Consider the following 25083-nt stretch of genomic DNA (forward strand, 5'->3'; position numbering starts at 1 on the left):
CATGATCCAAAAAGTAACTAAAAAGAGATGGAAGCAAGTCATTTCAATTGTACTTTCCTTCCTTGTAATGTTAACGGGAATACCTTTCATACCGGGTGGAGGATTGCCGAAAGCACATGCTGGAACGACTGTGACGGCTTCATCTACCCAAATTAATGCCGTATATGGGGAGAAGACGGACATCGGATGGATTTACACCGATCCTGCCCGGGATCCGATTACAAATGCCATACTGCAACCAACCCATCCAACAGATGTAAAAATATGTCAAGGCGGGACTAGAAGTATGTTGTCTGGTGTCGACAAAGCCGTTCTGGTACATCACACAGTGACATGGGATGGTCAAGTGGAGGTAGAAAATGGAACGGACTTTGCCTTGGATGGGATCTACACGGCGTGCGTTACACCGACAGATTTCTCAGAAGAGAGTTCTTCGGTAGATATTACCGTGTTCAATCCGAATCCGCCGGCTCCTACGCATTTGGAAATGTTGCCGAACTACAATAAGGCTAACAACGATCCTCATTATGATCCGGAGCGGTTGAAAACTTCACATAAAATTCGGGGATTAGCCGAGGTCGGCACCGAAGTTACATTATATTACACAAGAGTTTACCGCGAAGGCATTCAGCAAATCGAAGACCCTACGGAACGTGTGCTTACACCGGTTAGTGGAAAAATTTTTACGAAGCCAAGAGAAAGCGCGTGGGCGCAAGGTATTCCGATAACACCAAGTTATTTTAACGATTTTCCTACCCGTACAGATAAGACTCCGGGCAGCTTAGTAGGGGAATGGGAAGCGGAAGTTGATTTGAAAGAAAATGAAATTTACAAAATTACCGCAGTTGCTAAACGAATCCGAGGTGGGAAGGAATCCCATCATTCCGCGCAGTATAACATTTTGCGGCATGATGTTCGGGATAATAATGTGACCTGGGAAGCTTTGGCCGGGTATTATTATGTGAAAAAGACCGTGCCTGAAATGGTGGCAACGGGGAAGATGATTGCCACTACCAACATTCTTCCTTTCAAACCCTGTCTTGGGGTACCTGAGGGTTGTCCGGGCTTAATAGATAAAGGCTGGCAGTTATTAATGTATGATCCGAAGTGGGCTGGAACGTATGAATCAGAAGAATTGGATTACTTGACCAGCATTGAGAAGATTACAAACCCGGACAAATACCCTCGCCCGATTGGGTTGGATCCGATTAATCTTGCAACAGGAGATTTTGTATTCTCGCATACTAACATCAGTTTGCAAGCCAGATTCCCGCTAGAGTTTGAGATTACGTACCACAGCAGGGATACGTTTAATGGAGCTTTAGGTTATGGCTGGCGTCATACGTATGAATGGAGATTGGAGCGGCGTGCCGGAGAGACCATCGCCGTTACGACTGCTGAAGGTGCGAGCTATGAATATACGCCGCTAGGCGACGGAACGTATAAACCTCCGCTTGGAACGTATAACACATTGAAACGGCTGCAAGATGGCACCTATTTGCTCGAAATGCCGAATCATTGGAACTATCTGTTCCGTCAAGACGGGGTCTTGTTATCCATAACAAACCCGAACGGGAATCAGGTGAATCTGACGTATACGGGCAGCGTGTTAGAGGGGATTCATACGGAGGGCGCCGGGCTGAACCTCTATTATGGCGATGCCGGGAAAATAGAAAGAATTGTAGACCAAGCGGGCCGGGAAGTCCGGTATACGTATGATATCTACCAACATGATTTGAAGAGCGTCACGCTGCCTGACGGCGGAACAATGAAGTTCAAGTACGACCCCAATCACCGTATAACGGAAATCCGCAATCCGAATGATACCGCATCTCTAGTAAATGTGTACAATGAAGAGGGTAAGGTCAAGGAACAGACCGATTTCCGCGGTGTGAAAGGTTACATTTCCTATGATACGGAAAATAAGCAGACCAAAGTAACCGACGAACTGGGCCGCGTCAAAACCTATTCCTATGATGAGAGATATCGTCAAACGGCGATCGCTTATCCGGAGGGGTCCAGTGAACATTTTGAATACGATCATCAAGACAATATGACCCTACACACGGATCGTAACGGAAATACGAGAAGGTTCTCTTACGATTTGCAAGGTAATTTGGAACAAGTGGTGGATCCGATAGGCGCAGTAACTTCCATGAAATACAATGAGTGGAACCAACCTTGGGAAATTACAGATGCACTTGGGAACAAAACCACCATCGGGTATGACGGCAAAGGCAATATGGAGACCATCACCAATGCCTTGGGTGAGGTAAGCCGAATTAACCGGGATGGACAAGGCGTTCCAACAAGCATCGTGAACCCCAAAGGCGAGACCGTGGTACTCACTAACTACAGTAATGGATTTGTAGAATTTGTAACCGATCCGCTCGGCTACAAGAAGCACTTGAAACGGGATGGCCTCAACCGCGTAACCGATATTGTAGACGCATTGGGTCAAGTCAGTTCCATTGAATATGACTCGCGCGACCGTGTTACAGCCAAGATCGATGCGCTCCACAATCGGGAAGAATTTCAATACGATAAAGACAGCAATTTGAAATACCATAAGGATGCTGCGGGTGCAGAATCGCATTTCACTTATGAATTTGACCGTATCAAAACCGTAACGGACAGTCTCTCGAAAACGACGGAGTTCTTTTATGATGCTATAGGAAATATGACGCGGAAAGTAGCTCCGAATGGAGCAGAGACCGAGTATCTATATAATAACGTCAATCGTGTGGAGACCATGTTAGTTAAGGATAAGAACGAACAAGGCGAAGACATTACCTTAGTAACCGAATTCCGTTATGACGGTAATGGCAACCTGATTTGGACCAAAGATCCGAAGGGCGGCATTACGGAGATTCATTACGATGAACGGAATTTGCCTGACCAGGTAAAGGATGCCTCAGGCGCTATAACCACATACACATATGATCATGTAGGCCGCTTAACCCGTGAAACGAATGCTTTAGGACATGGCACAACCTATGGCTATGACGCAGTAGGCCGCTTAGTAAAAGTGACGGATGCGTTGAATGCCTCAACATCTTTTGAATATGATAAAGCCGGACGCCTGACCAAGACGATCAAACCAAACGGCGCAGTTTGGGAAATGTTCTATGATGCAAGGGGATTGTTGACAAGCACGAAGGATCCGCTCGGCAATACGACATCTCTGGAGCGAGATGAATTGGGACGAGTCCGCACATCCTCGGATGAGTCGGGAGCAACGACTCAGTACGGTTATAATGCATTAGGTTTTGTTACGTCGATCGTAGATGCGATGAACCAGGCAACTTCGATGAACTATGATCCGCTGGGGCGCTTGAAAAGCATAACGGACGCCAAACAGCAAACAACGAGCTATGACTATGATCCGCTTGGCAGGTTAACATCGGTAACGAATGCCTTGCAAGCTAGAACAAGCTACACCTATGACGCAGTAGGGAATATAACGAGTAAAACCGATGCGCTCATGCGGGTAACGGGATATGAATATAACAACCGAAACCAACTGGTTAAACAGATCAATCCGCTCAATCAACTGACACAGCTAAGCTATGATAGCAACGGCAATGTGGATCATATTAAGTATCCGGATAACAAGCTAACCGCTTATCAATATGATCCCATGAACCGACTGATGGAAATCAGCTACTCTGATGGGAAAAAGGTCAACTACGCCTACGATGCCATTGGTCGACGCACCTCCATGAATGATTCGACCGGAACGACATCGTATGCGTACGATGCTTTGAATCGTCTTACCCAGGTCACGAACGGGGCGAACCAAACCATCGGCTACGAGTGGACGCCAACTGGGCAGCGCAGCAAAGTCGTGTACCCGGATCAAACGGCCGTTACGTATCAGTATGACCTGTTAGATCGCATGACAGGTGTCACCGATGCAAGTGGTCTAACCACCAGCTACACGTACGATAAGCGGGGCTTATTGACACAGAAGAATCTGCCGACGCAAGGCGTAAGCACGTACCAGTACGACGCGCTTGGTCAGGTGCTGAACATTCGACACGCGAATCAGCACGGCAAGGTCGTGGAACAACTGCAGTACGCGTATGACCCTGTAGGTAACCGTTCACGCATGGAACGAGTGGAAGATGGCAACGACGAAGATGATCTGGATAGCGGAGACCATCCGGAATCGATGATTACCGAATACGCCTATGATGCGCTTAACCAATTGACGCAAGTAAAGCAATACAATCAGGCAACAGCGGCTACGCCAGCCTTGACTAGCTATAGCTATGATGCAGTTGGCAATCGTCTAACGAAACAGAGCACGTGGGATACGCTATCTAACTTGGAACAATATAGCTATGACCCAGCCGATAAGCTTCTTCATTGGCTAAGCGGAAGCAACTACAAGGATTTCACCTATGATCCGCGGGGTAATCTGCTGAAGGTAATCGGCATTGATAACCTGGATGATACCGCAGTTACTAGCCTATCCAGCATGAATGGATGGAATTCCGTAACGGGCGGGGTCTACGACTGGGGCACAGTTGCAAGTGGCGTATATGGTAATAACACATTGATGAGCAGTGCAACGACAGCTTCCCCAGAGCTAATAGAAGAATACATCTGGGATTCGTCCAATCGATTGAAGCAGCATCGAAGCGCGAAGAAAGACATCTCTCAATTCTTCTATGACGGAGATGGCAACCGAACGAAGATGATCGTCGACGTAAAACATGGTCCGACGGACCACAGCAACGGGAACGGTCAGGGCAACGGAAATGGAAATAGTAATAACAACAACGGTAATGGCAATGGTAAATGCCATGAAGTACCTCCTGGCTTCATTCCACCCGGGCTAGCTAAGAAATGTGGGCAAGTAGAAGAGCCCTATCCGGATATGCATCCGGGAGGACCGCGTGAAGGCTGGGAGCCGCAGTTCAAGAAGAAGCATTGGGAGTTCAACTATACCAATGATGTCAGTTTAGCGCTTCCGGAACCGCTTCAGGTAACGGATAAGGATCAGTTAAACGGAACTAACGATTTCTACCGCTGGAAAGAGACTTACACGTATGGAGCAGGCGGAGAACGTATCAGTATGACGTATCTGCCAGCGTACGACAAAAATAACGGATGGGATCCTCATGACGGCACAGCGGGAGCTGAAAAGGGCGTAGCACCGAGAACATTGTGGTATTTAAACGATACTCTAGGCAGCGCGGTAGGCTTAATCGAGAAGGATGGACGCGTATCATCACGTTATCACTACGATGAATTCGGCATCCCTACGGACGCAAAGAAATTCGACGTCAACTGGCCGGGACCGGATAACCTTTTCGGATATACGGGATTAGGGTATGATTACTATAGCGGTATGTCTTATGCGAGAGCGAGGTACTATAAGCCGGAGCTTGGACGGTTTGTTAGTGAGGATACGTATAAAGGGGCTTTAGGCAATTCGAAGAGTCAAAATGGGTATGCGTATGTGTGGAACAATCCGTTGAGGTATATTGACCCAAGTGGATATATCCCTACTGTGAGGGAAGCCGCTGTAATGGCGCAAAACATTTATGGTGCTACAGAGAAGGATGCTACAGATAAAAAAATTGTTGTTGGTGGATGGACGATAATTGACATCCTGAGAAATGGCGAGGGATTAAAAATAGGTGTATATTCAAGTGTCAAGGCTGACGGAACAACAGAATACGCCTTAGTAAACAAAGGTTCTAGCACAAAGGGCGATTGGGTCAATAATATCCAGCAACCATATGGTTACTCGGATGATATGAAAGACTCGATTTCAAAATCATCGTATTTTGTGGCTAACAATAAGGATAGTGAAATAACCATGGTAGGGCACTCGAAAGGAGGGGCAGAAGCGGTTGTCAATGCAGTTGCCAATAATTTAAATGCTATTACATTTAATCCTGCAATACCAAAATTAGATGAATATGGTTTAAGTGACGAGGACTATACCGCTAGCGTAAAAAATTATGTTGTTACGCGTGAAGTTTTAAACGATACTTTTGGTGAAGTGCCAACTGGGACAACGTATTATTTACCACAGCAGGTTTTCTTTGATGAGAATAATGTTAGAGAAAAGACGTGGTATAATGGAGGAGCGGTACTATATGATAGAGCGAGCGAAAGTGCGAGAGTGGGAATAGCTAATCACTCGATGGATTCAGTAATAAGTGCTTTGTTGGAGGATGGTCATAATTGAAAGTGAAAATATTGTTAATACTAGGTGTTCCGTTGCTGTTGGTAATAGCAATCGTAACGTACCTTGCTTGGCCTTGGCTTCTCATATTCATAGGCATTCATTCAGAACCAAACCCTCCACGACCTGAAATCACATATGGAGAATTTCCATTTCGTTTGGAATATGTAATTAACGGAGAGCGAAAGGTGATTCAGGATACTTTAATATGTGAATTTGATGGTTTTGGTGCAGATGAAGCCAATGGAAAATATCGTAAGTGGAATGATAGATTGGCTAGCGGAAATAGCTTCCGGCAACCGTTGCTAGAAGTCAATGGCAAAGCGGAAATATCCTATTATCCAGGGATTGCAAGATACTTTATGGGTGATTTGGGTCACAATGAAGAGTTTCAGCAGACTATTGCTGACTCTATAGTTATTGAAAGAGGAGGCAGAATTATCAAAAAAGATGGAAGGGTTTTTGAAAATGATGGAAGGACTGTTAGCACTCAATTTTCCAATGCAAGTGAATTTCTTGATAAGTACCATATTAAACTGATAAGCTGGGACTCTACCCAACCAATCAAAAATACTTTTTCTAAATGATATATTTAAACCACCTTGCGACTAACCATCGTAGGGTGGTTTTCTTTTTGTCCACCGCTGTATCGTTAACAACGTAATTAAAAACTAGAACGATACTAGCGGCTAAAACTTTCAATTCAAATGACAAAAAACCACTAACTAACCTGACCGATTCTGAACACGTCTGCGATGTTGTATGCGTAGCTGATAATCAGCATCAACACGACAAACAAGAGAGAACAGCGTGACGTTTCTGTTTGTCAGGTGTCATGTGGGGCTTACGATACACCTTAGATAAAAGTCATCTTTTATATATGGGGTTCGTTTTGGTTATAGGTCGCCCTCCTGCTGTGCCTACCCCTTTGCGGAAAAATCCATTTTCTATTTAGGTAATTACTACCCCTCCACCCCTCACGATAAATGACCGTCCCCAAATGATAGTATTCGTCAATAATTCAACTTCCTACCTAACTCAAGTCACACAATCATAATTTTGTTGCATCATGAAAATCCATGAAAGCTTGTCAGCTATGCATTCCTCGGAAACTTCGAAAATTTAGACTGGACAATGCAACATATTGGATGATACAGTCCCAGCAAATGACACATATTGTATGGGATAAGGAGTACCGACACTAATGAATATAGTCCAGCCGATTCGTGACAAAAACAAGATTGAAGAAATCAAAGACCGACTTCGTCACCAATCTCTACGGGACGAATTTCTCTTTACGCTTGGCATTAATAGCGGTCTTCGTATTTCTGATCTACTACCGTTACGAGTTTGTGATGTAAGAGCCAAAACACATATCATGATCAAAGAGAAGAAGACGGGGAAAGAGAAGCGTTTCAAGATCAACAGCAACCTTCGCACCATTATTGATGACTATATTAGAAGGATGGATGACGTAGAATATCTATTTCCTTCAAATAAAACGGGGATACCGATACGTAGAGAGCAAGCCTACAGGATTCTCAACAACGTGGCTAGAGAGGTTGGCTTAGAGGATATTGGATGCCATACTATGAGGAAAAGCTTTGGATTCTGGTTCTATCAAAAGACCAAGGACATAGCGTTGTTGCAGGAATTATTCAATCATTCAGCCCCTTGTGTGACACTCAGATATATCGGTATTAACCAAGATATCATGGATAAAGCAATTGACGATTTTAGTCTATGATAGCTAAAATTTCACAGAAGACAGCATAACGTAATATATTTTAACAAGCATCGCGCGGTGGTAGACAACAAATCAAAACTATTAGTGTAAAGCAATAACTTGAAATTTAACAGGTATGATTTTTGGGGTTAATTAATATAAGACTGTACTGCTTACGCTCTTTACTCATTACTCAAAAATTCCAAAAGAATATAGCCCTTTATTATATTAACCCCAAATAACATACCTGTTTATTTTCTAAGCCTTTCAAAATCAAAATGGTAACAAATTGTCGTCAATATCAATTGTATTAGCCAACTGTAGAAAGTCATTTCCAGTATTATTGTCCAGTGTATCAATTATTCCATATTCTTTTTCATACGTGTATAGGCTCATAACCTTTCTCTTTTCTACTGGAGTTGCCTTATTTCCGAAGAACTCATGTTCCTTAACGTTATAGGTGTTAGCTTCCCAGAGACGCTGTGGTAGGTTAAATACATAGGGTTTCACCCGGCAATCTATCATATTAAATTCTTTGAGCCTTGTTAGATAGGTAGTGAGAGTAGTAGCTTTTATTCCTGTTTGATCTGCAATCTCCTTAAGAGAAATGTCTACCCCAGCTTGAAATAGATCGTTCTTGTTCTTTATAAAAGCGTAGAGATAGAAGCCTATAACCCCAATATCCTCTTTCGCCATGCAATACATAAAAACCTCAATCGGAATCATGTGTGTACTGTATACATCATAAAACGTACCATCTAGGAGTTGTGATTCCAAAGATTCATTCGTTCTGTGGAATGCTTTTGTAGGAAGTTTAACTTTAAAGTTTCTGCTAGTTGTCTCGGGTATTTTTCCAAATTCAAGTTTGTATGTTTTTACCGTCTGAAAATTTAAAATCTTATCTTCATCTATTTCCCATGTCAAAGGATAATCAGTTGTAGTTTCCAAATAACCCAATTGCTCCAACAATCCATTTTTCTTGATAATATAATCTAAGTTCTTATAGGTGGCAGTGTAACCCATGATCTCCTTTAATCGTTCTTGTGTAATTGGTTCGGTTTTAAAAAAGTTACAATACCGATACAACCATGTGCATAGATACGTATAGCTGTATGCAAATGCAATGTGGCTGCTTGTATCTTTATTGAACTCCTTACACGCTACCAAGTCTTCAAATATTTCGTTTGGCATATAAAGCTTAGTCGCCTTTTTGTCATAGCTGATAATTGTCTTAATCTCCTTCTCATTCATGGCATTTTAGCCCCTTTCATCCGCGTATTTTTGATTTGTATGGACGCGTAACCTAACATCCTAACGATCATAGCAAACACCCCATTTTCATTTCGGTTTCATAAAAGTGCAACAGAAAGAACATGGCAATGGTGCTTGCCATGCTTTTTCTCATATGAATTTACCTAGTCAACGCAGAAAAGGTTGGATCGGAATAATCCAATGTTGGATTATCCGATGCAACTTGTTCTGGTACTGTATCATTTTATTTTTTGAATGTCCAGCTTTTTCTGAAATCGTTTTCAGTCTAGAGTAATAAATTCTTATTCAATAACGAATATTTATGGATAGTTGTCATGAGATAGTTCCGTTCAATGCTAATAATTGTAATATTCAACCCAAACTTTAATCAAGTCAATATAACTTGACCAAATCGTGATGAGATGATATACTACGTTCATAAGCTTGAATTTGGAGGAACATCTCAAATGAAAAATAATATTAAAGCTATTCGTAAAATACGCAATGTAAGTCAGCAGGTCATTGCAGACGCTCTAGGTGTAACGATAACAGCAGTGAACAAATGGGAAAACAACTTTAAAATCAAAATTCCCGAAAAGCGTGTTAAGGAAATCGCACAATTACTTGGTGTAAATGAAGTAGATATATTGGCAGAGGATTTGAATACCGACAAAATTAAGCTAACAACTGCTCGGGAAGCATTAGCAAAACTAGAACGGAGTGGACTTATTGAAGTTAGCTATGTCGATAAGGATTTATTAAGCGATAAACAATTGAAAGCCATTAATGAACGTTTTACATGGAAGCAAAGCATGCATCCTAAAATTGAATCATTTGTTGAAGAAAATTTCTCGAAGGCTTTTAGCTACAAAGAACAGGTTGCTATAGGCAAAAATATTAATTTGTACTTGGAGGAAGATTCCTATAAGTTAGAGTTTCTTCAAAGGGTGGTTCAATTTCTAACCGATTCAGATTCTAACCGTAACGAAAGCAATCCGTTCTTTGCTGATCTTGCTGATCTTTATGAGAAGCATAGATAAGTGAATCCTTCTGATTAGATGTATTTACCTGTAATATCCATAATTGACAATTTAAATACATGCGTGTAATATACCAGCCAGCCTGGTTGCCTTACGTCCAATATTGAAAGGTGCGATGTGGTGGTAGCTTACAAAGGAAATGAAAAACTAATTATAGATGGCATTGACCGACTAGAAATCTCTTTACCCATTACACTGACCTTGAATGCTTATTGAGAGGGAAATATTGCTTAGGTATCTTTGCGGTTCGACCGCTTGAAGTGAGGGTGCAAATTCCCTTTTTATTAAGCATTCAAGGTTCAGGAATAGGATGAGAGGAAGGAGAACTATATGGAAGAAGATCATATGCATGATGAAGCGGAAGAAATACGTCTTAAGCACATCTTTGTAGGCGTAGATTTACACAAGAAGCATCATACTGCCGTTTTTCTCAACGGTTTTAAGAGGAAGCTTGGAGAGTTTAAGTTTGACAATAAACCTAGTGAGTTTCCGAAGCTGTTTGAAGAAACAAAGAAGTATCTCAAAAAGGGTATGAAGCCCATTTTTGGTCTTGAAGATACTGGTGGTTATGGCAGGGCATTAGCGGTTTTTCTTGTGGAGAACAAGCAGACCGTAAAAGAAGTGAACGCTGCACTTCCTAACGGTATTAGGAAAGCCAATCCGCACGTTCAAAAGTATGATGCTTGGGATGCGGAATGCGTTGGACAAGTGCTAGTTGACCAGTTGGAACGACTACCTAATGCCAATCCAATAGATAGGTACTGGATCATTAGCCAACTTGTCACCACTCGTACAGCGATTGCTGGAGATTTAAATGCTCTAACTAACCAACTTCATACACAATTAGGGCATCATTATCCAAGTTATAGAAAGTTCTTTAGTGAACTGGATGGAAAAACATCACTAGCCTTCTTCAAACGATTCCCTGCTCCGTGCCACTTGCAAGATTGGACAGCAGATCAGCTTAGAGATTTTTTGATTGTTCCAAGTAACTATAGTTGTTCTTTGAAAAAAGCAGAGCAAATTCTTTCCTTAGTGGAGTCTGATGGTGATACGAAGAATGAGTACCAAGAACAAAGGGACTTTATTATTCAAAGTCATGTGCGAAGAATACAAAATTCAAAGCACGAATTGAGTCAGATTGAGGAACGACTTGCAAGCTTAATTAAAGAGACAGGTTACAAGTTAGATACGATGGACGGAATTGATGTGGTAACGGCTGCTGGCTTTATCGCAGAGATAGGAGAAATTGGACGATTTACTAGTTCTGACAAGCTTGCACGATTTTCTGGAATAGCACCTTTGTTGGTTGGTTCAGGAGACAACCATAAACACTATAAGAGCAAGCAGGGGAACCGTAATTTGCATGAACTGTTTTACAGACTAGCAGTAAGACAAATCAATGTGACAAGAGGTAAGGATAGTAAGCCAAAGAATCCCTACTACTATGAATATTATCAACAAAAACTTTCCGCAGGAAAAACAAAGAAACAGGCTATTATTTGTATTATGCGTAAATTGGTGGATGTTATATTTGCCATGATGAAGAATAGATCAGTATATGTAAAACCTGAGGTAGTGAGTAAATTAGCAGGGTGATATAATGGCGATAACTGGTAATAAGACGGTTATCGCTTTCTTGTCCTAATGAGCGGTTTGTTAGATAGGATACGTATAAGGGGACGTTAGGGAATCCGCAGAGTCAGAATAGGTATGTGTATGTGGCGAATAATCCGTTACGATACATCGACCCTTCGGGTCATATGCAAGAGAGTGATGAAAAATATAAGGCGAGTAACCCATTTGTTTACAGCCAATTACAATTTATAACAAGTGTGTGGGATTCTTCTAATTTGGATAATGATATAGATAGAGCAATGCGTTCCCAAATGCATGCAACTGCTGATTATTTGCGAAATGTAGCGGATAACGGAACGAATTATGCAATAATAACTTTAAATACTTTTTTACCTGTTGATTCTGGTACAGCCCCAATTACTGGGAGGAAGTTTTTAGGTAATGGAGCAGATAGACAATTTGGTCATAATGATTTGAATAGTAAGACTTTGCAGTATGGTGTCGTCAATCTCGATTATAATTCAGTGGTTGGATTTAATTATGATACGATTACTGAAGAAGTGGATGCTAGTGGTAATGTGATAAAATCCAAACGTGATGGTATCGAAGGTATGTACTGGAATGAATATAATCTGGATTCAGATGGAGGAAGTGATTTTACTAGTATAGGAGCTACTACTTCTCAGAGAAACGAGTTAGTTTATGGTTCACCACCACTCGACTATACTACAAATGTGCAAATAAGAAATAAAAGTGAAGTTTCATTTACGGTTACATTAGATAAATTCCCTTCATATGAGGGATATATTAGTATCAATGGTGGGAGTTTCAATACGCTTTATCAATATAGCGCTATTCCTGCTCCTATAAATCCTTTCTTTAATCTTGCAGTTAGTAGAGGGACATTTACTGGCAGTTTTACGTATGAGAAATAAATAAAAATTGGAAAAGGCTAGGGATATTAATTCTTAGCTTTTTCCAATTAATGTAGGAGTGAATGCATATTGAAGATTAGACAAGGATTAACCCTTATTGTAATTGGAATCATATTAATCATTTTTTCGGTTTATCCATTGTTCTTAATGATTCGCGAATCTGTATTGGAAACGTATGTTGATTCTAAATATGAAATTGAGCAGATGATTAATATACGTAATAAGGGGCAGATGGGGAAGCAGACTCAACAGCATCAAGTTCTAACATCTCCATTTCAATGGGAAGGCAATAGCATTGAAGTATTGACAGAGGATACAGGGCTGACTGCTCCAAAAACATCATATAGTAAAATAGATAAAAACATAATGAAAATCTCAATTAAAATTAATGGTAAGGAAATATCATCCCCGACAGAAGCATGGCTTCCTCTAAATGACATCAGGGATGCTCGATTTTTATCATGGCTAAATATTGTGAAAATAAAGGATAAGAAGAACAACGAAGAGCAAATTGCAATAGTTCAAAGGTTAACAGGAGAAGTGAACGTAGAATCACAACAATGGCGTGTGTTATTTGTGAATAAAGACAAACAAATAAATGAGGAAGGCTTTTCGTATGTTGAACGAGGGAAGCACTTATTAGGTGTAAAATTAGTGCAACTTTCTTCGCAATCATCATCTTTTATAGGGTATAAATCGGATATTTCGTACTTACTGCCCAGTCTTTTGTTTCCACTTGTGTATCCTACGGGTACTTGTTTAATAGGAGTTGTCCTACTGATAGTAGGTTATGTTCGTAAAAAAAGAAGATAGTATTGAAATACCTAAGCAACGGGAAAAGATGAATGGGCTAATAAGCGGAGAACTGCAACAAAAGGATGTGTCGGGCTACTACCGAAGGTTGATTGTAGAGGAAATGCGAAAGCAGACTACATTGAATTTCGATGATGTAGCAGCGGCGCAGTGGAAGGAAGCCATAACACTTCCATGTGCTGTTTTATGTGGTCAGATTAGTCATCTTCCAGTACAAGAAGTTCGTTTAGGCTGATGTTAAGTGTCTTGCATATCTGCTCTAGTGTATCAAAATATGCGGCATTAACTTTATCCGAACAGAGATGACTTACCGTACTTGGACGCATGTTCATTCTGCGTGCTAATTCACGTTGGCTTATCCCTTGTGCTTCAAGGATTTCTTTTAATCGTAATCGAATCGGCATTATATCCTCCATTCACCGTTATACAATATATAGATTTCTTTCATAGTATCATCAGAAAACTATTTTGTGCAACGGTATACCGTAATATAATCAAGGAATGATACGGAATACCGTTACATTAATTGTGATTTCTGTAACGGAGGGGGAGGAAACAGTATGAATGTCATCGGTTATGTTAGAGTTTCAACACAAGGTCAAGCCAAAGATGGCTACAGTTTAGCTTACCAACAGGATGAAATCCGCTCCTATTGTCAGGAACATGGATGGAATTTAGTGAACATGTACACTGATGAAGGTATTAGTGGTGCAAAAGCGGGGGACTGTGTACTTGCGCGACCCTAAACAGATTAATCTTGACTTGTTGAAAGACAATGGGGAGACGGTTACCTTAACCACATATAACTACAATACAGTCAGCCCGCGTTACGATAATCAAAACAGACCGTTTAATACGGTTACTTTTGATGAAACCATCGGGTTTGCTCCGACTAAACTTACTATTCGTGACGAAGATGCTTCTAGAGATATCATCTCATATCCAAACATTACGGACGCAACAAGGATTGGTTATTCCTTTGCTAATAATTTGGAATTGGGAATTTATCGTATGAAAGGGTCTCATCACTTTTCGACAGTAACAGCTTCCACGTATCTCTCAGCAGGCGCAAAGTTGTTTACATTTACACCTCAGCAGCATGCCCTTCCTGCCTATAGCGCTGTTCCTTTAAAAGGGATGTACTTCTATCTTCCTTCAAGCGGCGGCGATTTTGTAGCTTTGAAGAAGGAAAATACAGAAGAATCGGACTTTATAGTAACAGATAAGACTTTGGGGCAAAACGTACCACTAACTTATGCGGGTCCTTCACGTAGTGGCAGTGTTACACAGATCGTGTATAGTTCTTATGTTATGTTAATCCAACCGCAGACCCCTTTTCAGGTAGATCATGAATATGAGTTAAGCCTATCTTCTACAAGCTCAGGCAATGAAATTCTGATGCCGGCACCAGGAAAATATACGGTCAGTGCACTCTTGGGTGATATATATACCGGATCGTCTTATCCTTTCTTGACTAATTATGTGAATTCGATTAATTTCTTTTACACGGAGATCGGCCAATCTGCCTCAACTACGACACCTACAGAGTCTGGATCTGAACAATCAAACGGTGGGGAGGGAACGACACCGTCTGCTTCTGGGCCTGTAGCAGGTACAACCGGCAATACGTCAACTACAGGCAATGCTGAGCCTACGAAGGCAGATAAATTATTGCAAGAAATGGCCGCAGCAAAGGATTCCATGGTGACTCTTTCGGTACCGGATTTCAAAGACTCTGCCGATATTCGCTTTTCTGGACAGGCTCTTTCTGATGCATTGGCTAAAGCGCCAAACGGCAAAATTGCTATCCAATCTGAGCAAATCGGTTATGAGCTTCCTATACGGATTCTAAATTTGCCTTCTTTAATTGATGCACTTGGAGTGAAGAAACCAGAAGAAATTCAGTTCACGGTTCATCTGAATAAAACAGCGACATTGCCCGAACTTGCCAAATCTTTTTCTGAGCATGGTTTACAGTCTATTTCTGACACCTACTCTTTTGAAGTTTTTGCAGAGGCGAACGGTAAAAAGGTAGAGGTCAACTCATTCTCCGATACCTATGTTTCCCGTTATGTTCAATTGAATGGCAGCATCAATAAGAACGAAGCTTCCGTAGTGATGATCGATCCGGTTACTAAAGCTTACAGCTTTGTTCCTGCTTTGTTTGTAACAGAGAACGGCAAAACTATAGTTACGATTAAAAGAAACGGAAACAGCGAATATACCGTTGTATCCGGGAAGAAATCTTTCAATGACCTAAACAACCACTGGTCCCAAGCGGATGTAGAGCTGCTAGCGACCAAATTAATCGTTAACGGAACATCAGATTCGCAGTTTACTCCGGATCAACAAATTACCCGTGCTCAATTCACTGCCCTTCTAGTTCGTGGTTTGGGGCTCAAAGATGAGAATATCTCTCCGGAATTCAAAGATGTGAAAGCATCTGATTGGTTTGCTGGTGCTGTTAGTACTGGTGTGAAAGTGGGTTTAGTGAGCGGTTATGAGAACAACACCTTCTCACCTGAAGCGCCCATCACACGCCAAGAGATGGCAGTTATGCTTTCAAGGGCCGCGAAGTTTGCAGGACAACCTATTACTCTAAAGTCCACATCTTCTGATTTGTTGAATGGCTTTAAAGACCGTGAGAAGATTCAAGCATGGGCCTTAAATGAAATAGCTGAAGCTGTACAGGCCGGTTTTGTACGGGGAATGGGCGATTCCGGGTTCGTTCCCGGAGAGAAAGCCACTAGAGCTCAGGCTGCAGTTACGGTAAAACGACTGTTAGACTATTTGAAATTCATCAACTAAAACCATTTAACCACAATGCGGCTAACTTCGTGTTGTGATTTCTTTATTGCACTCAGCATGGGGGCTATCTCTAAGGTTCAAGTCACAAATGGTGAAGGCGGTAGTCATATAGCTTAAGACAAGGGTATCGACCATGAGGTCGAAAGGAAGTGGCGGCAAATCCCCGGCCTGAGTAACACGAATCTAATAGAAGGCTAGCGTGGTTATGGCAAAGATTATGGCAGTTACGGATATCGGGAAGGGCAAGGTATTCGGAACCGCCAATTGTCCAAGTTCAAGGCGCACATGAAAATTACGGTTCCAATGCTCGCCGAAACGTATAAATTTTGTTTGGTTCTGGCAATCTCGGGTGGTCTGAATGTATTCGCCAATATGTTTGGATTTTTTCGCAGTATTCCTGTAGAGCTGAAGGAATCGGCGTGTATGGACGTGGCAAGCATTTACCGGACATTTTATACGATCATTTTGCCGATTATTTAACCTGCTGTTGCAACGATGGTGATCTTCGTTTTCTTGTCCGCGTGGAACGAATTTACAATGGCGTTAATTCTGATTACGAAGGAATCCCTGAAGACGCTGCCGCTTGGATTGCTTTTCTTTCAAGGTCAATTTACAACCAATTGGGGCCGCGATGGGAGCGGCGATGACGATTGCCAGCTTGCCGACCGTACTCGTCTATGTGCTCTTTAGCGAACAAGTCGAAAAGGCTTTGACTGTCGGGTCGGCCGTAAAGGGGTAGTAAGAGGCGGTCGCTTCTCCATAAGGTGAAAGGTTAGATTGGAATAGGTGCTAGCAACAATCCGTCAAACCGAATGCGTTTGACGGATGCTGCCGGTCTTATTTTAACGTATGAAGTTGTTGCCCGGAAATCTACTTTATAAAGGATATGATGGCCAAATTCATTTCGCGGATTCCGTCCGTTACCAGCCGGGCTATTTGGATGGCGCCGTTTTCCTGAAAGTGGGTGTTGTCCTGAACGCCGTTAGGGAAATTCGGATATGCGCCGGGCTCAAGCCAAAGGAATATCGATTTGGTCGCTTCTACGCCAATGGAATTGTAGTACTGTATGCTCTTCGAGTTCAAATCGATCAGTTTCACATTGCGCTCGGATGCGACTTGTTTCATGGCCGTTACGTAATCGGGGAAATCGTTCTTGAAATTGCCGTTCGCGTCGTAGCTCCTGCGCCCGACCGGGGTAACAAGAACCGGAATCGCCTGACGCTGATTCGCTCCGTCAATGTACATGTTCAAATACTGTTTGTAGGTCGTGTACGGGTCGGTATGCCGTTCGGGAATGGATGACGCATCGTTATGCCCGAACTGAATGAACAAATAATCATTCGGTTTGATTTCGTTCAGGATCGCATCCAGCCTCCCTTCGACCGCAAAGCTCTTGGAACTGCGCCCGCCGATGGCTCGGTTCGTAAATTTGACGCTGCTTGTGAAATAGTCGGCTATTTTTTGACCCCATCCGGCTTCCGGATAAAAGCTGGAATTATAAGTTTGTACGGTAGAGTCTCCCGCGATGTAGACATTCGGAACAGTGCCCTGAACGCGATTTGGAAGCTTTGTTGCTATGAGCGCATTGATGCGCGGAACCGTGCCGACGATGTCCACGTTCAGTTGGCTGTCGATGACGGAAACGGTAAACGTGACATCCGAATAGCTGCCGGCGGCGGTCGTAAGAGCAGCTGCTTTGGTCAAGCCTTCAGCTTTAATGTCCACGGAATTGCCCGCAATGGCATCGCCCGAGATGATGCGAACCTGATAATCGCCGTTAGGTACATCGGCGAGGAAAGAGGTGCCGCTCGGCATCGTAAAATCACTGCGAAGCGGATCAGAAGTAGCCCGGTCCCGCGAGCTTACTTTTGTCGTATCGGCAAACCCATACCCGCGTTCGGATGAATAGGCAGTGCTTTCCAATACCTGTATATACCCAGATTCTATGGCGCCAGGCCCAAAATCATATTTAAATATTCTTGAAATTTCGACAGCGTTCACTCTGGGGACCGCTCCCGTAAACTCAAGATTAAGCTGGCCGTCAGTGATCGTTACCGGAAAACTCTTCTGATCGAATTGGCCTGCTGCCGAGCTTAGAGCGGCTATGGCAACACCCTCAGCTTTGACGCCTGTGCTGGAGGAAGCGATGTTATCGCCGGAAATAACGGTTATCTGATAGTCGCCGTTCGGAAGATCCGCTTTGAACTGCGTGCCGGCGGGCATACAGAAGTCGCCTCTCAGCGCATCCGGCGCCCCTCGGTCGCGGGATGTCACCTTCGATACATCCTCAAATCCATAACCCAGGGATGGGGAGTAGGAAGTCGTCGGAAGCAGCCCGGTATACCCTGGGGCTGCCGTGCCGGGACCGCAATCGAACAAGAGAAGCGATTTGGCCGGCGGGGCTGCAGAAGCGTCTGTCGGCAAGGAAAACGCGCTTCCCAGCACGAACCCGGTACATATTGCGGCTATAGACAGGCAGTTTGCTATTCGCTTGAACATATTAATGCCTCCCAGAAAATTATTTGAGATGATTAGCGAGCGGCTGTACATTGTTCAGTCTGATTTCATTCACCACAAGGGCGGCTAATTGGTTGGCTCCATATTCCTGAAAGTGCACGTTGTCTTGGGCGCCGTTCGGATAATTAGGGCTTTCGCCGGGATCCAGCCACATGAAAACATCTTTCGTTTTTTCGACACCGATGGAGTTGTAATATTGGATGCTTCTTGCATTCAAGTCGAGGACAGGTACGTTCATCGCCGTACCTAATTCCCGCATGGCAGACGGATAATTGCCGATGCTGTTCGTGAAGACGCCGTTCGCATCATACGTCCGTTTGCTCTGGGAAGTGACCAGAACCGGAGTGGCTTGGCGTGCGCGCGCTCCGTCTATATACTTTTTCAGATAATCCTTAAATGTGGTTGCAGGGTCGGTATGGCGCGCGGTATCGCTGCTCGAGTCGTTGATACCGAACATAATGAAAAGATAATCGCCCGCTTTCATCCGGCTGAATATCGTATCCAGCGATCCTTCGTCGACGAAGCTCTTGCTGCTGCGACCTCGTTTGGCCTGGTTATCGATCGATATGTTTTCCGTGAAATAATTCGGCAGCATTTGCCCCCAGCCGGCTTGAGGAGCCTGGAATTCGTTGTAATCGGAAACGGTCGAATCACCGGCCAGAAAGAGCGTAATTCGCTTATCCGGGACGGAATCGGGCTTTCTTGTGATGACAATAGCATTCACATGAGGAGCGGAGGCAATGAAGTCAAGATTCAACTGGCCATCCGCTACCTTGATCGGGAACGTATCCTCGATGAATTTGCCTTCCGGGGAACCGAAGCTGTAAAGTTCGGGAAGACCTTCCGCCTTGACATCCATGGACGTTTTGCCAATGGCGTCGCCGGTCAATATGGACACATCATAGATGCCGTTAGGCAGATCGACCTGGAAAGGCGTTCCGCTGGGCATGAGGAAATCCGCTCGAAGCGCATCGGGCGTTCCCCGATCCCGTGAGCTTACCTTGGTTATATCAGGGAATCCATATCCTAGCGCTGCGCTGTATGCGGTACTCTGAAGAACCTGGGTATAGCCGGATTGAACGGCGCCGGGTCCGAAATCAAACTTCAGGATTGATGAGATTTCAATGGCATTGATGCGGGGAACGGAGGAAATGAAATCCAGCGTCAATTGTTTGTCCGATACTTTGACCGTAACGGTTTTCTTAGCGAATTGACCTGCGGAAGCGGAGAGGGTGGCAACGCTGACGCCTTCCGCTTTCACCTCTGTCATGGAAGAAGCAATACTGTCTCCGGAAATCATAGTCAACGTATAATCGCCGTTCGGCAGGTCAACTTTGAAGGGCGTTCCGGCGGGCATACAGAAATCGCTCTCCAGCGCATTGGACGATCCTCTGTCCCGTGAACCGACTTTCGAGGCGTCTTCAAAGCCGTAGCCTGAAGAAGTCATATACCCCGCAGATTGCAGCACTTGCTTAAAACCGGGTTCCACTGCTCCGGGACCGAAGTCGAATTTGTACACCTGAACAGGCGAAGCTGCCAAGGCCTTGTTCGTCAGACTCATAGAGATCCCCGTGAAGAGAGTCACGAATAAGGCTATGGACATTAGCAGTGAAAAATATCTTGTAGCCGTTTTCATTTGTAAATACACCTCCATATTTAGTGATGAAATGATTGTCAATCCTGTTAGGTTGATCCGAATCCGAAAGTTACCTCCTCCCTTCAGCCGTGCTTGATGTAAACAATTAATTCACTCCCTCCCTATTCCAAAAAATTCCATGCCCATTAATTGTAAACACAGTCCTGAAAAATGTAATCTCAAAAATTGGACATTATTGTTTAAATATCAGATATGATTTCAAATTTTGGTCGCGCTTTCATGTTATCTGATTTTTAATGGGAAAAATCGGATTTTTTGCTTAATCGCCGCCAAGCAATAAGCTATGATGAAGGGAGGGAGGTGGTAAGAAAAAGTGAGGCAGCTAGATAACGCTATTGGCGATGCAGCAAGCAGTTCACTTTGAAACGGAGGTATGATGATGAAAACAACCAGACGCGGAGGGCGTCTCACACTGGTAATTTCTTTTGCGGCGATGCTGGTTTTGACGGGATTTCCGTCAACGACCGAGGCGGCCCCGGGCAATGCTTACCGGTTTGATTACGGTTCTGCGGCAAGTCCCGTCGAAGCCGGATATCTGCAAGTCAGCAACACGATGGTATATAACAGCACAAGGGGTTACGGCCTCAACATGCAGGTGGATTTCCGGGACCGCGGGGCGCCGGATCCGCTGCTGCGGGATTTTGTCATTAATGCGAACTATTCCTTCGCGGTAGATATTCAAAACGGAAGCTACAAGGTCAAATTGAAAGCCGGGGACCAGATCGCGTCGAACCGGACCAGCGTCAGTATTGAGGGGGTACCGGTCGGCAACCTGGCATCGTCCAGCGGCAGCTTTGCCGAGCTTGACCAGAACGTGACCGTCACCGACGGCCAAATGAATTTTGATTTCGGCCGGGACGGAAGAGTCAACAGCATTGAAATAACTCCGGCCAGACAGATGGAGAAGCTGGATCGCGGTTTAGTGGCCGTGAAGGTGAACAGCGGCGTTTATGTAGGCTGGAGATTACTTGGGACGGAGCAGCCAAGCATCTCTTTTAATCTGTACCGAAATGGAACCAAGGTGAATGCCACGCCGATAACCGACAGTACGAACTATCTGGATACGGGCGGATCGGTTGCATCCAGTTACCAGGTTAAAGCCGTCGTGAATGGCATCGAGCAGCCGGGTTCGGCCACGGCAACCGTCTGGGGCGCCAACTATCACCAACTTCCGTTGCAAAAACCGAACGGGGGCACGACGCCTGATAATGCGGCTTATACCTATAGTGCGAACGATGCCAGCCTCGGCGATGTGGACGGTGACGGCCAATACGAAATCATCCTGAAGTGGGACCCGTCCAACTCCAGGGACAATTCCCAGGCCGGGTATACGGGAAATGTCTATATTGATGCCTATAAATTAAACGGCACTCGTCTGTGGAGGATTGATCTCGGGAAAAACATACGGGCGGGGGCGCACTACACGCAATTCATGGTATATGACCTCGATGGGGACGGAAAAGCGGAAGTCGCGATGAAAACAGCAGACGGAACTGTGGATGGCACCGGTGTCACAATTGGAAATGCGTCTGCCGATTATCGGAATGCGAGCGGGTATATATTAAGCGGACCGGAATATTTGACGATTTTCAACGGCCAAACCGGTAAAGCGATGACAACGGTCAATTACGATCCGCCGCGGGGGAATGTTTCGGACTGGGGGGATGCTTACGGCAACAGGGTGGACCGCTTCTTGGCGGGCATCGCGTATCTGGACGGAGTAAAGCCAAGCTTGGTTATGGCTCGAGGATATTATACGAGAACAGTTATTGTCGCTTATAATTATCGCAACGGCGCACTGACCAAGCAGTGGACCTTTGATTCCAACAGCGCCGGAAATACAGCCTACGCGGGCCAAGGCAATCACAGTTTGAGCGTGGCCGATGTCGATAATGACGGCAAGGATGAGATTATTTACGGGGCGATGACGCTCGACGATAACGGAACCGGCCTGTACAATACAGGTTTGGGCCACGGAGATGCCTTGCATGTCGGAGATCTCGATCCGACCCGGCCGGGCATGGAAGTATTTGACGTACATGAGCATAAAGATGCTCAATATGGCATGGAAATGCACGATGCGGATACTGGCGCGATCCTGTGGGGACGTTATACGGGCACGGACACAGGCAGGGGATTAACCGCCGATATCGACCCGAGATATCCGGGGGAAGAGGCTTGGGCCGTGAATGGAGCCTGGAACAGCATGACCGGTTGGTTGTACAGCGCACAAGGGCAACTGCTTTCAACCGCGATTCCCTCCACTAACTTCGCTATTTGGTGGGATGGGGATCTGCAGCGGGAACTGCTGGATCATCAGTGGGACAGTACGACGGGAACCGGCGTAGGTAAAATCTATAAATGGAATTATACGAATAACACGCTGGTTAATTTGCTGACGGCTTCGGGAACGCTCTCCAACAACAATACCAAGGGGACGCCAAGTCTCCAGGCAGACTTGTTGGGAGACTGGCGCGAGGAAGTGATCTGGCGGACAACCGATAGCAGCGCGCTGCGCATCTATACGACGACGGACGTGACATCTTACAAGATACCGACCCTCATGCATGACCCTGCTTACCGTCTGAGCATTGCGTGGCAAAATACCGCCTACAACCAGCCGCCGCATCCCGGTTTTTATCTTGGCAACGGGATGACGCCAGCTCCGACTCCGAATATGTATACGCCGTAGGGTTGTCGAAAGAATGAAAACGAAAAGCAAGATATTCACTGTAGTAAGTAACAGCGAATATCTTGTTTTTTTTGCGACCTGGTCGCATTTCGCATCATTCTTTCACCCAAACCGTCATTTCACCGGCGCCCCGGTTCGGAGAACACGCTACTTCGGCGGCTGCCCTCCGCCATTACCGCCATTTCCTGCGCCATTGCCATTGTTGCCGGTTCCGTTAAAGAACGTATTCGTAAGCGCCCGAATTTTATCCATAAATTTCCCATACCCATAACCGGTAAGGAAGGCGACGCTAATGCGTGCGGCCATCGAATCGCCTACTTGCAGCAGCAGAATGCCGCTTTCGAAGAGAACAATGGTGATGATAGCTGAGCCGAAGCAGACGATCGGTCGCATCAGGTACCAGTAGATCCATTGCGTGGTGAGGTCATGGTAATGCTCATGAAACATGCGCAGCCCGTACAGCGCACCGCCCAAGGCACCGGCGAAACCAAAGGCCGCATATTCCCGATACAGGTTCACGTCGATGCCCAGTAACTTTCCTTGAAATGAACCGCTGCCAAGCAAGGCCATCATCCATAGACTGCCAATGAACCATAGGAGCAAATAAGCGAAAATGGACTGCTTGCCGAACCTCTGAAGTGGCTCCATAAACAAACACCGCCTTACACATGGTTAGTACCATTGTATGAGCGGTGTTGTTGTTGATGACTTTATGTATGGACGTTTGTCCGATAGTTTCAAATATTGAATGATCGCCTTCGAGCAATCTTGCGCGCGAAATTGCTGATGGGTGCGGACATCCGACCTGCGCTTGGAGAGCTCAGGATACTGTTCGAGCAGCAGCTTAAACCAATGTTCGATCATATCCAGCGATGTTATCATTTGGCCGTAGCCTTGCTCTTGAAAGTATTGGCAGTTCTTTTCTTCTTGTCCGGGTATAGGCGAGTAGAACAGCATCGGAATGCCTTTGGCCATTGCTTCGGTACAGGTCATACCGCCTGGCTTCGTAATGAGCAGATCCGATATATCCATCAGCTTGCTGATTTCGCGCGTGAAACCGATGAGATGGACGTTCGGTCGGCGGAAAACCTCTTCCTCCAGCAACTGCTGCCGTGCCTTTTCATTCGTGCCCAGGCAGATCAGAAGCTGGATATGCTCGCTCCAGGAGGCGATGTAAGTCAGAAGTTCTTCCTTCTCCTCTTTTTTGAAAACGCCCCAGCCGCCGCCCATCACCATGACCGTAGGCATGTCTTTCAGTCCGAATTCGCTGAGAGTTTGTTCTTTGCTGTGCTCCTGCCGGAAATTCGGATGCACGGGAATGCCTGTCACTTCTACATGCGTCTCCGGAACCCCTCGTCTCAGCAAATGATCGCGTACGGAAGGGGTCGAGACCAAATATTTATCTACAGAGGGATCGATCCACGTTCCATGTACATCATAGTCTGTGATGACGGTGAAGAGGGGGACAGGCAGTCCGGCGCGTTTCAACCGAGATACGATGATGCTTGGAAAAGGATGCGTACAAACGATGATATCCGGTCTGAGCTGCCTGATCACCGCTTTGGTCTGTGCATAGAAAATGCGATGCAAGGCAAGCCCTGCGACGCGGTTGAGTGATTTTTTATACTGATTACGGTAGAGCATACCATAAAGTTTGGGTTGTGAAGTAACCGTGCGGCGGTATGCCGAAAAGACCCAAGGAGCCAAGGTCGGATGCAGGAACGCGCCCAGCTCGATCACGCGGGTAATAATCTCTGAAGAGTTCTGTCTGAGCTCGACCGATAGCGCATGAGCGGCTTGCGTATGTCCTTTCCCGAAGCCCTCGGATAAGAGCAAAATCCGTTTTTTTCGCAAGGAATTC

18 protein-coding genes are annotated in these 25083 nt (G+C 44.8%); 12 read left to right on the forward strand and 6 right to left on the reverse strand.

What is annotated here, in order from left to right; translation table 11 throughout:
- Position 1 precedes the first annotated feature (1 nt).
- The 3 genes from ICC18_RS05540 (at position 2) to ICC18_RS05550 (ending at position 7952) form a co-directional block, all read left to right on the forward strand.
- Complete coding sequence (locus tag ICC18_RS05540) at positions 2-6208, forward strand: DUF6531 domain-containing protein (protein ID WP_188173388.1); 6207 nt, start codon at positions 2-4, stop codon at positions 6206-6208.
- Between the two features lie 2 nt (positions 6209-6210).
- Positions 6211-6792, forward strand: a complete 582-nt coding sequence (locus ICC18_RS05545) for a hypothetical protein (protein WP_312029500.1) — start codon at positions 6211-6213, stop codon at positions 6790-6792.
- A gap of 617 nt (positions 6793-7409) precedes the next feature.
- A complete protein-coding gene (locus tag ICC18_RS05550) occupies positions 7410-7952 on the forward strand; it encodes a site-specific integrase (RefSeq protein WP_188173390.1) in 543 nt (180 codons plus the stop codon).
- A gap of 252 nt (positions 7953-8204) precedes the next feature.
- Here ICC18_RS05550 and ICC18_RS05555 read toward each other — a convergent pair whose 3' ends face one another.
- A complete protein-coding gene (locus tag ICC18_RS05555) occupies positions 8205-9182 on the reverse strand; it encodes a hypothetical protein (RefSeq protein ID WP_188173391.1) in 978 nt (325 codons plus the stop codon).
- Between the two features lie 467 nt (positions 9183-9649).
- On the opposite strand from ICC18_RS05555, the gene ICC18_RS05560 reads away from it, so the two are divergent.
- The 4 genes from ICC18_RS05560 to ICC18_RS05575 all read left to right on the forward strand — a co-directional run bounded on the left by ICC18_RS05560 (position 9650) and on the right by ICC18_RS05575 (position 13548).
- Positions 9650-10222, forward strand: a complete 573-nt coding sequence (locus tag ICC18_RS05560; protein WP_188173392.1) for a helix-turn-helix transcriptional regulator — start codon at positions 9650-9652, stop codon at positions 10220-10222.
- Positions 10223-10552: 330 nt separating this feature from the next.
- Entirely contained in the window at positions 10553-11821 is a 1269-nt protein-coding gene (locus tag ICC18_RS05565; protein ID WP_223192355.1) for an IS110 family RNA-guided transposase, read from the forward strand.
- 122 nt (positions 11822-11943) lie between these two features.
- Entirely contained in the window at positions 11944-12735 is a 792-nt protein-coding gene (locus ICC18_RS05570) for a DUF3238 domain-containing protein (protein ID WP_188173393.1), read from the forward strand.
- A 69-nt stretch (positions 12736-12804) separates the two neighbouring features.
- Positions 12805-13548, forward strand: coding sequence for a hypothetical protein (locus ICC18_RS05575; RefSeq protein WP_188173394.1), 744 nt, complete (start codon positions 12805-12807; stop codon positions 13546-13548).
- 197 nt (positions 13549-13745) lie between these two features.
- Here ICC18_RS05575 and ICC18_RS05580 read toward each other — a convergent pair whose 3' ends face one another.
- Positions 13746-13952 carry a helix-turn-helix domain-containing protein gene (locus ICC18_RS05580; RefSeq protein WP_188173395.1) on the reverse strand — a complete coding sequence of 69 codons (207 nt, stop codon included), beginning with the start codon at positions 13950-13952 and terminating at the stop codon, positions 13746-13748.
- 156 nt (positions 13953-14108) lie between these two features.
- On the opposite strand from ICC18_RS05580, the gene ICC18_RS05585 reads away from it, so the two are divergent.
- From ICC18_RS05585 to ICC18_RS05600, 4 genes are all read left to right on the forward strand, one after another.
- A complete protein-coding gene (locus ICC18_RS05585; RefSeq protein WP_188173396.1) occupies positions 14109-14294 on the forward strand; it encodes a recombinase family protein in 186 nt (61 codons plus the stop codon).
- Positions 14281-16356 (forward strand): S-layer homology domain-containing protein, encoded by a 2076-nt coding sequence (locus tag ICC18_RS05590; RefSeq protein ID WP_188173397.1) that lies wholly within the window; start codon positions 14281-14283, stop codon positions 16354-16356. The genes ICC18_RS05585 and ICC18_RS05590 overlap by 14 nt, the downstream gene beginning before the upstream one ends.
- A gap of 264 nt (positions 16357-16620) precedes the next feature.
- Positions 16621-16836: a hypothetical protein gene (locus ICC18_RS05595; RefSeq protein ID WP_188173398.1), complete on the forward strand. Its 216-nt coding sequence runs from the start codon at positions 16621-16623 to the stop codon at positions 16834-16836.
- Positions 16837-16869: 33 nt separating this feature from the next.
- Positions 16870-17046, forward strand: a complete 177-nt coding sequence (locus ICC18_RS05600) for a hypothetical protein (protein ID WP_188173399.1) — start codon at positions 16870-16872, stop codon at positions 17044-17046.
- Between the two features lie 180 nt (positions 17047-17226).
- Here ICC18_RS05600 and ICC18_RS05605 read toward each other — a convergent pair whose 3' ends face one another.
- Positions 17227-18855: a rhamnogalacturonan acetylesterase gene (locus tag ICC18_RS05605; protein WP_188173400.1), complete on the reverse strand. Its 1629-nt coding sequence runs from the start codon at positions 18853-18855 to the stop codon at positions 17227-17229.
- A 19-nt stretch (positions 18856-18874) separates the two neighbouring features.
- Positions 18875-20509 (reverse strand): rhamnogalacturonan acetylesterase, encoded by a 1635-nt coding sequence (locus tag ICC18_RS05610; RefSeq protein ID WP_223192356.1) that lies wholly within the window; start codon positions 20507-20509, stop codon positions 18875-18877.
- Positions 20510-20909: 400 nt separating this feature from the next.
- Here ICC18_RS05610 and ICC18_RS05615 point away from each other — a divergent pair, with 400 nt between their 5' ends.
- A complete protein-coding gene (locus ICC18_RS05615; RefSeq protein WP_376745609.1) occupies positions 20910-23222 on the forward strand; it encodes a rhamnogalacturonan lyase in 2313 nt (770 codons plus the stop codon).
- A 147-nt stretch (positions 23223-23369) separates the two neighbouring features.
- Here the strand turns inward: ICC18_RS05615 and ICC18_RS05620 are convergent, their stop codons facing one another.
- Both ICC18_RS05620 and ICC18_RS05625 read right to left on the reverse strand, forming a co-directional pair.
- Complete coding sequence (locus ICC18_RS05620; RefSeq protein ID WP_188173401.1) at positions 23370-23870, reverse strand: hypothetical protein; 501 nt, start codon at positions 23868-23870, stop codon at positions 23370-23372.
- A 24-nt stretch (positions 23871-23894) separates the two neighbouring features.
- On the reverse strand, positions 23895-25076 hold the full coding sequence (locus tag ICC18_RS05625) for an MGDG synthase family glycosyltransferase (protein ID WP_188173402.1): 1182 nt from the start codon (positions 25074-25076) through the stop codon (positions 23895-23897).
- Positions 25077-25083: the final 7 nt, after the last annotated feature.

The sequence above is a fragment of the Paenibacillus sedimenti genome (assembly GCF_014534655.1).
GTDB classification, from domain to species: domain Bacteria; phylum Bacillota; class Bacilli; order Paenibacillales; family NBRC-103111; genus Paenibacillus_E; species Paenibacillus_E sedimenti.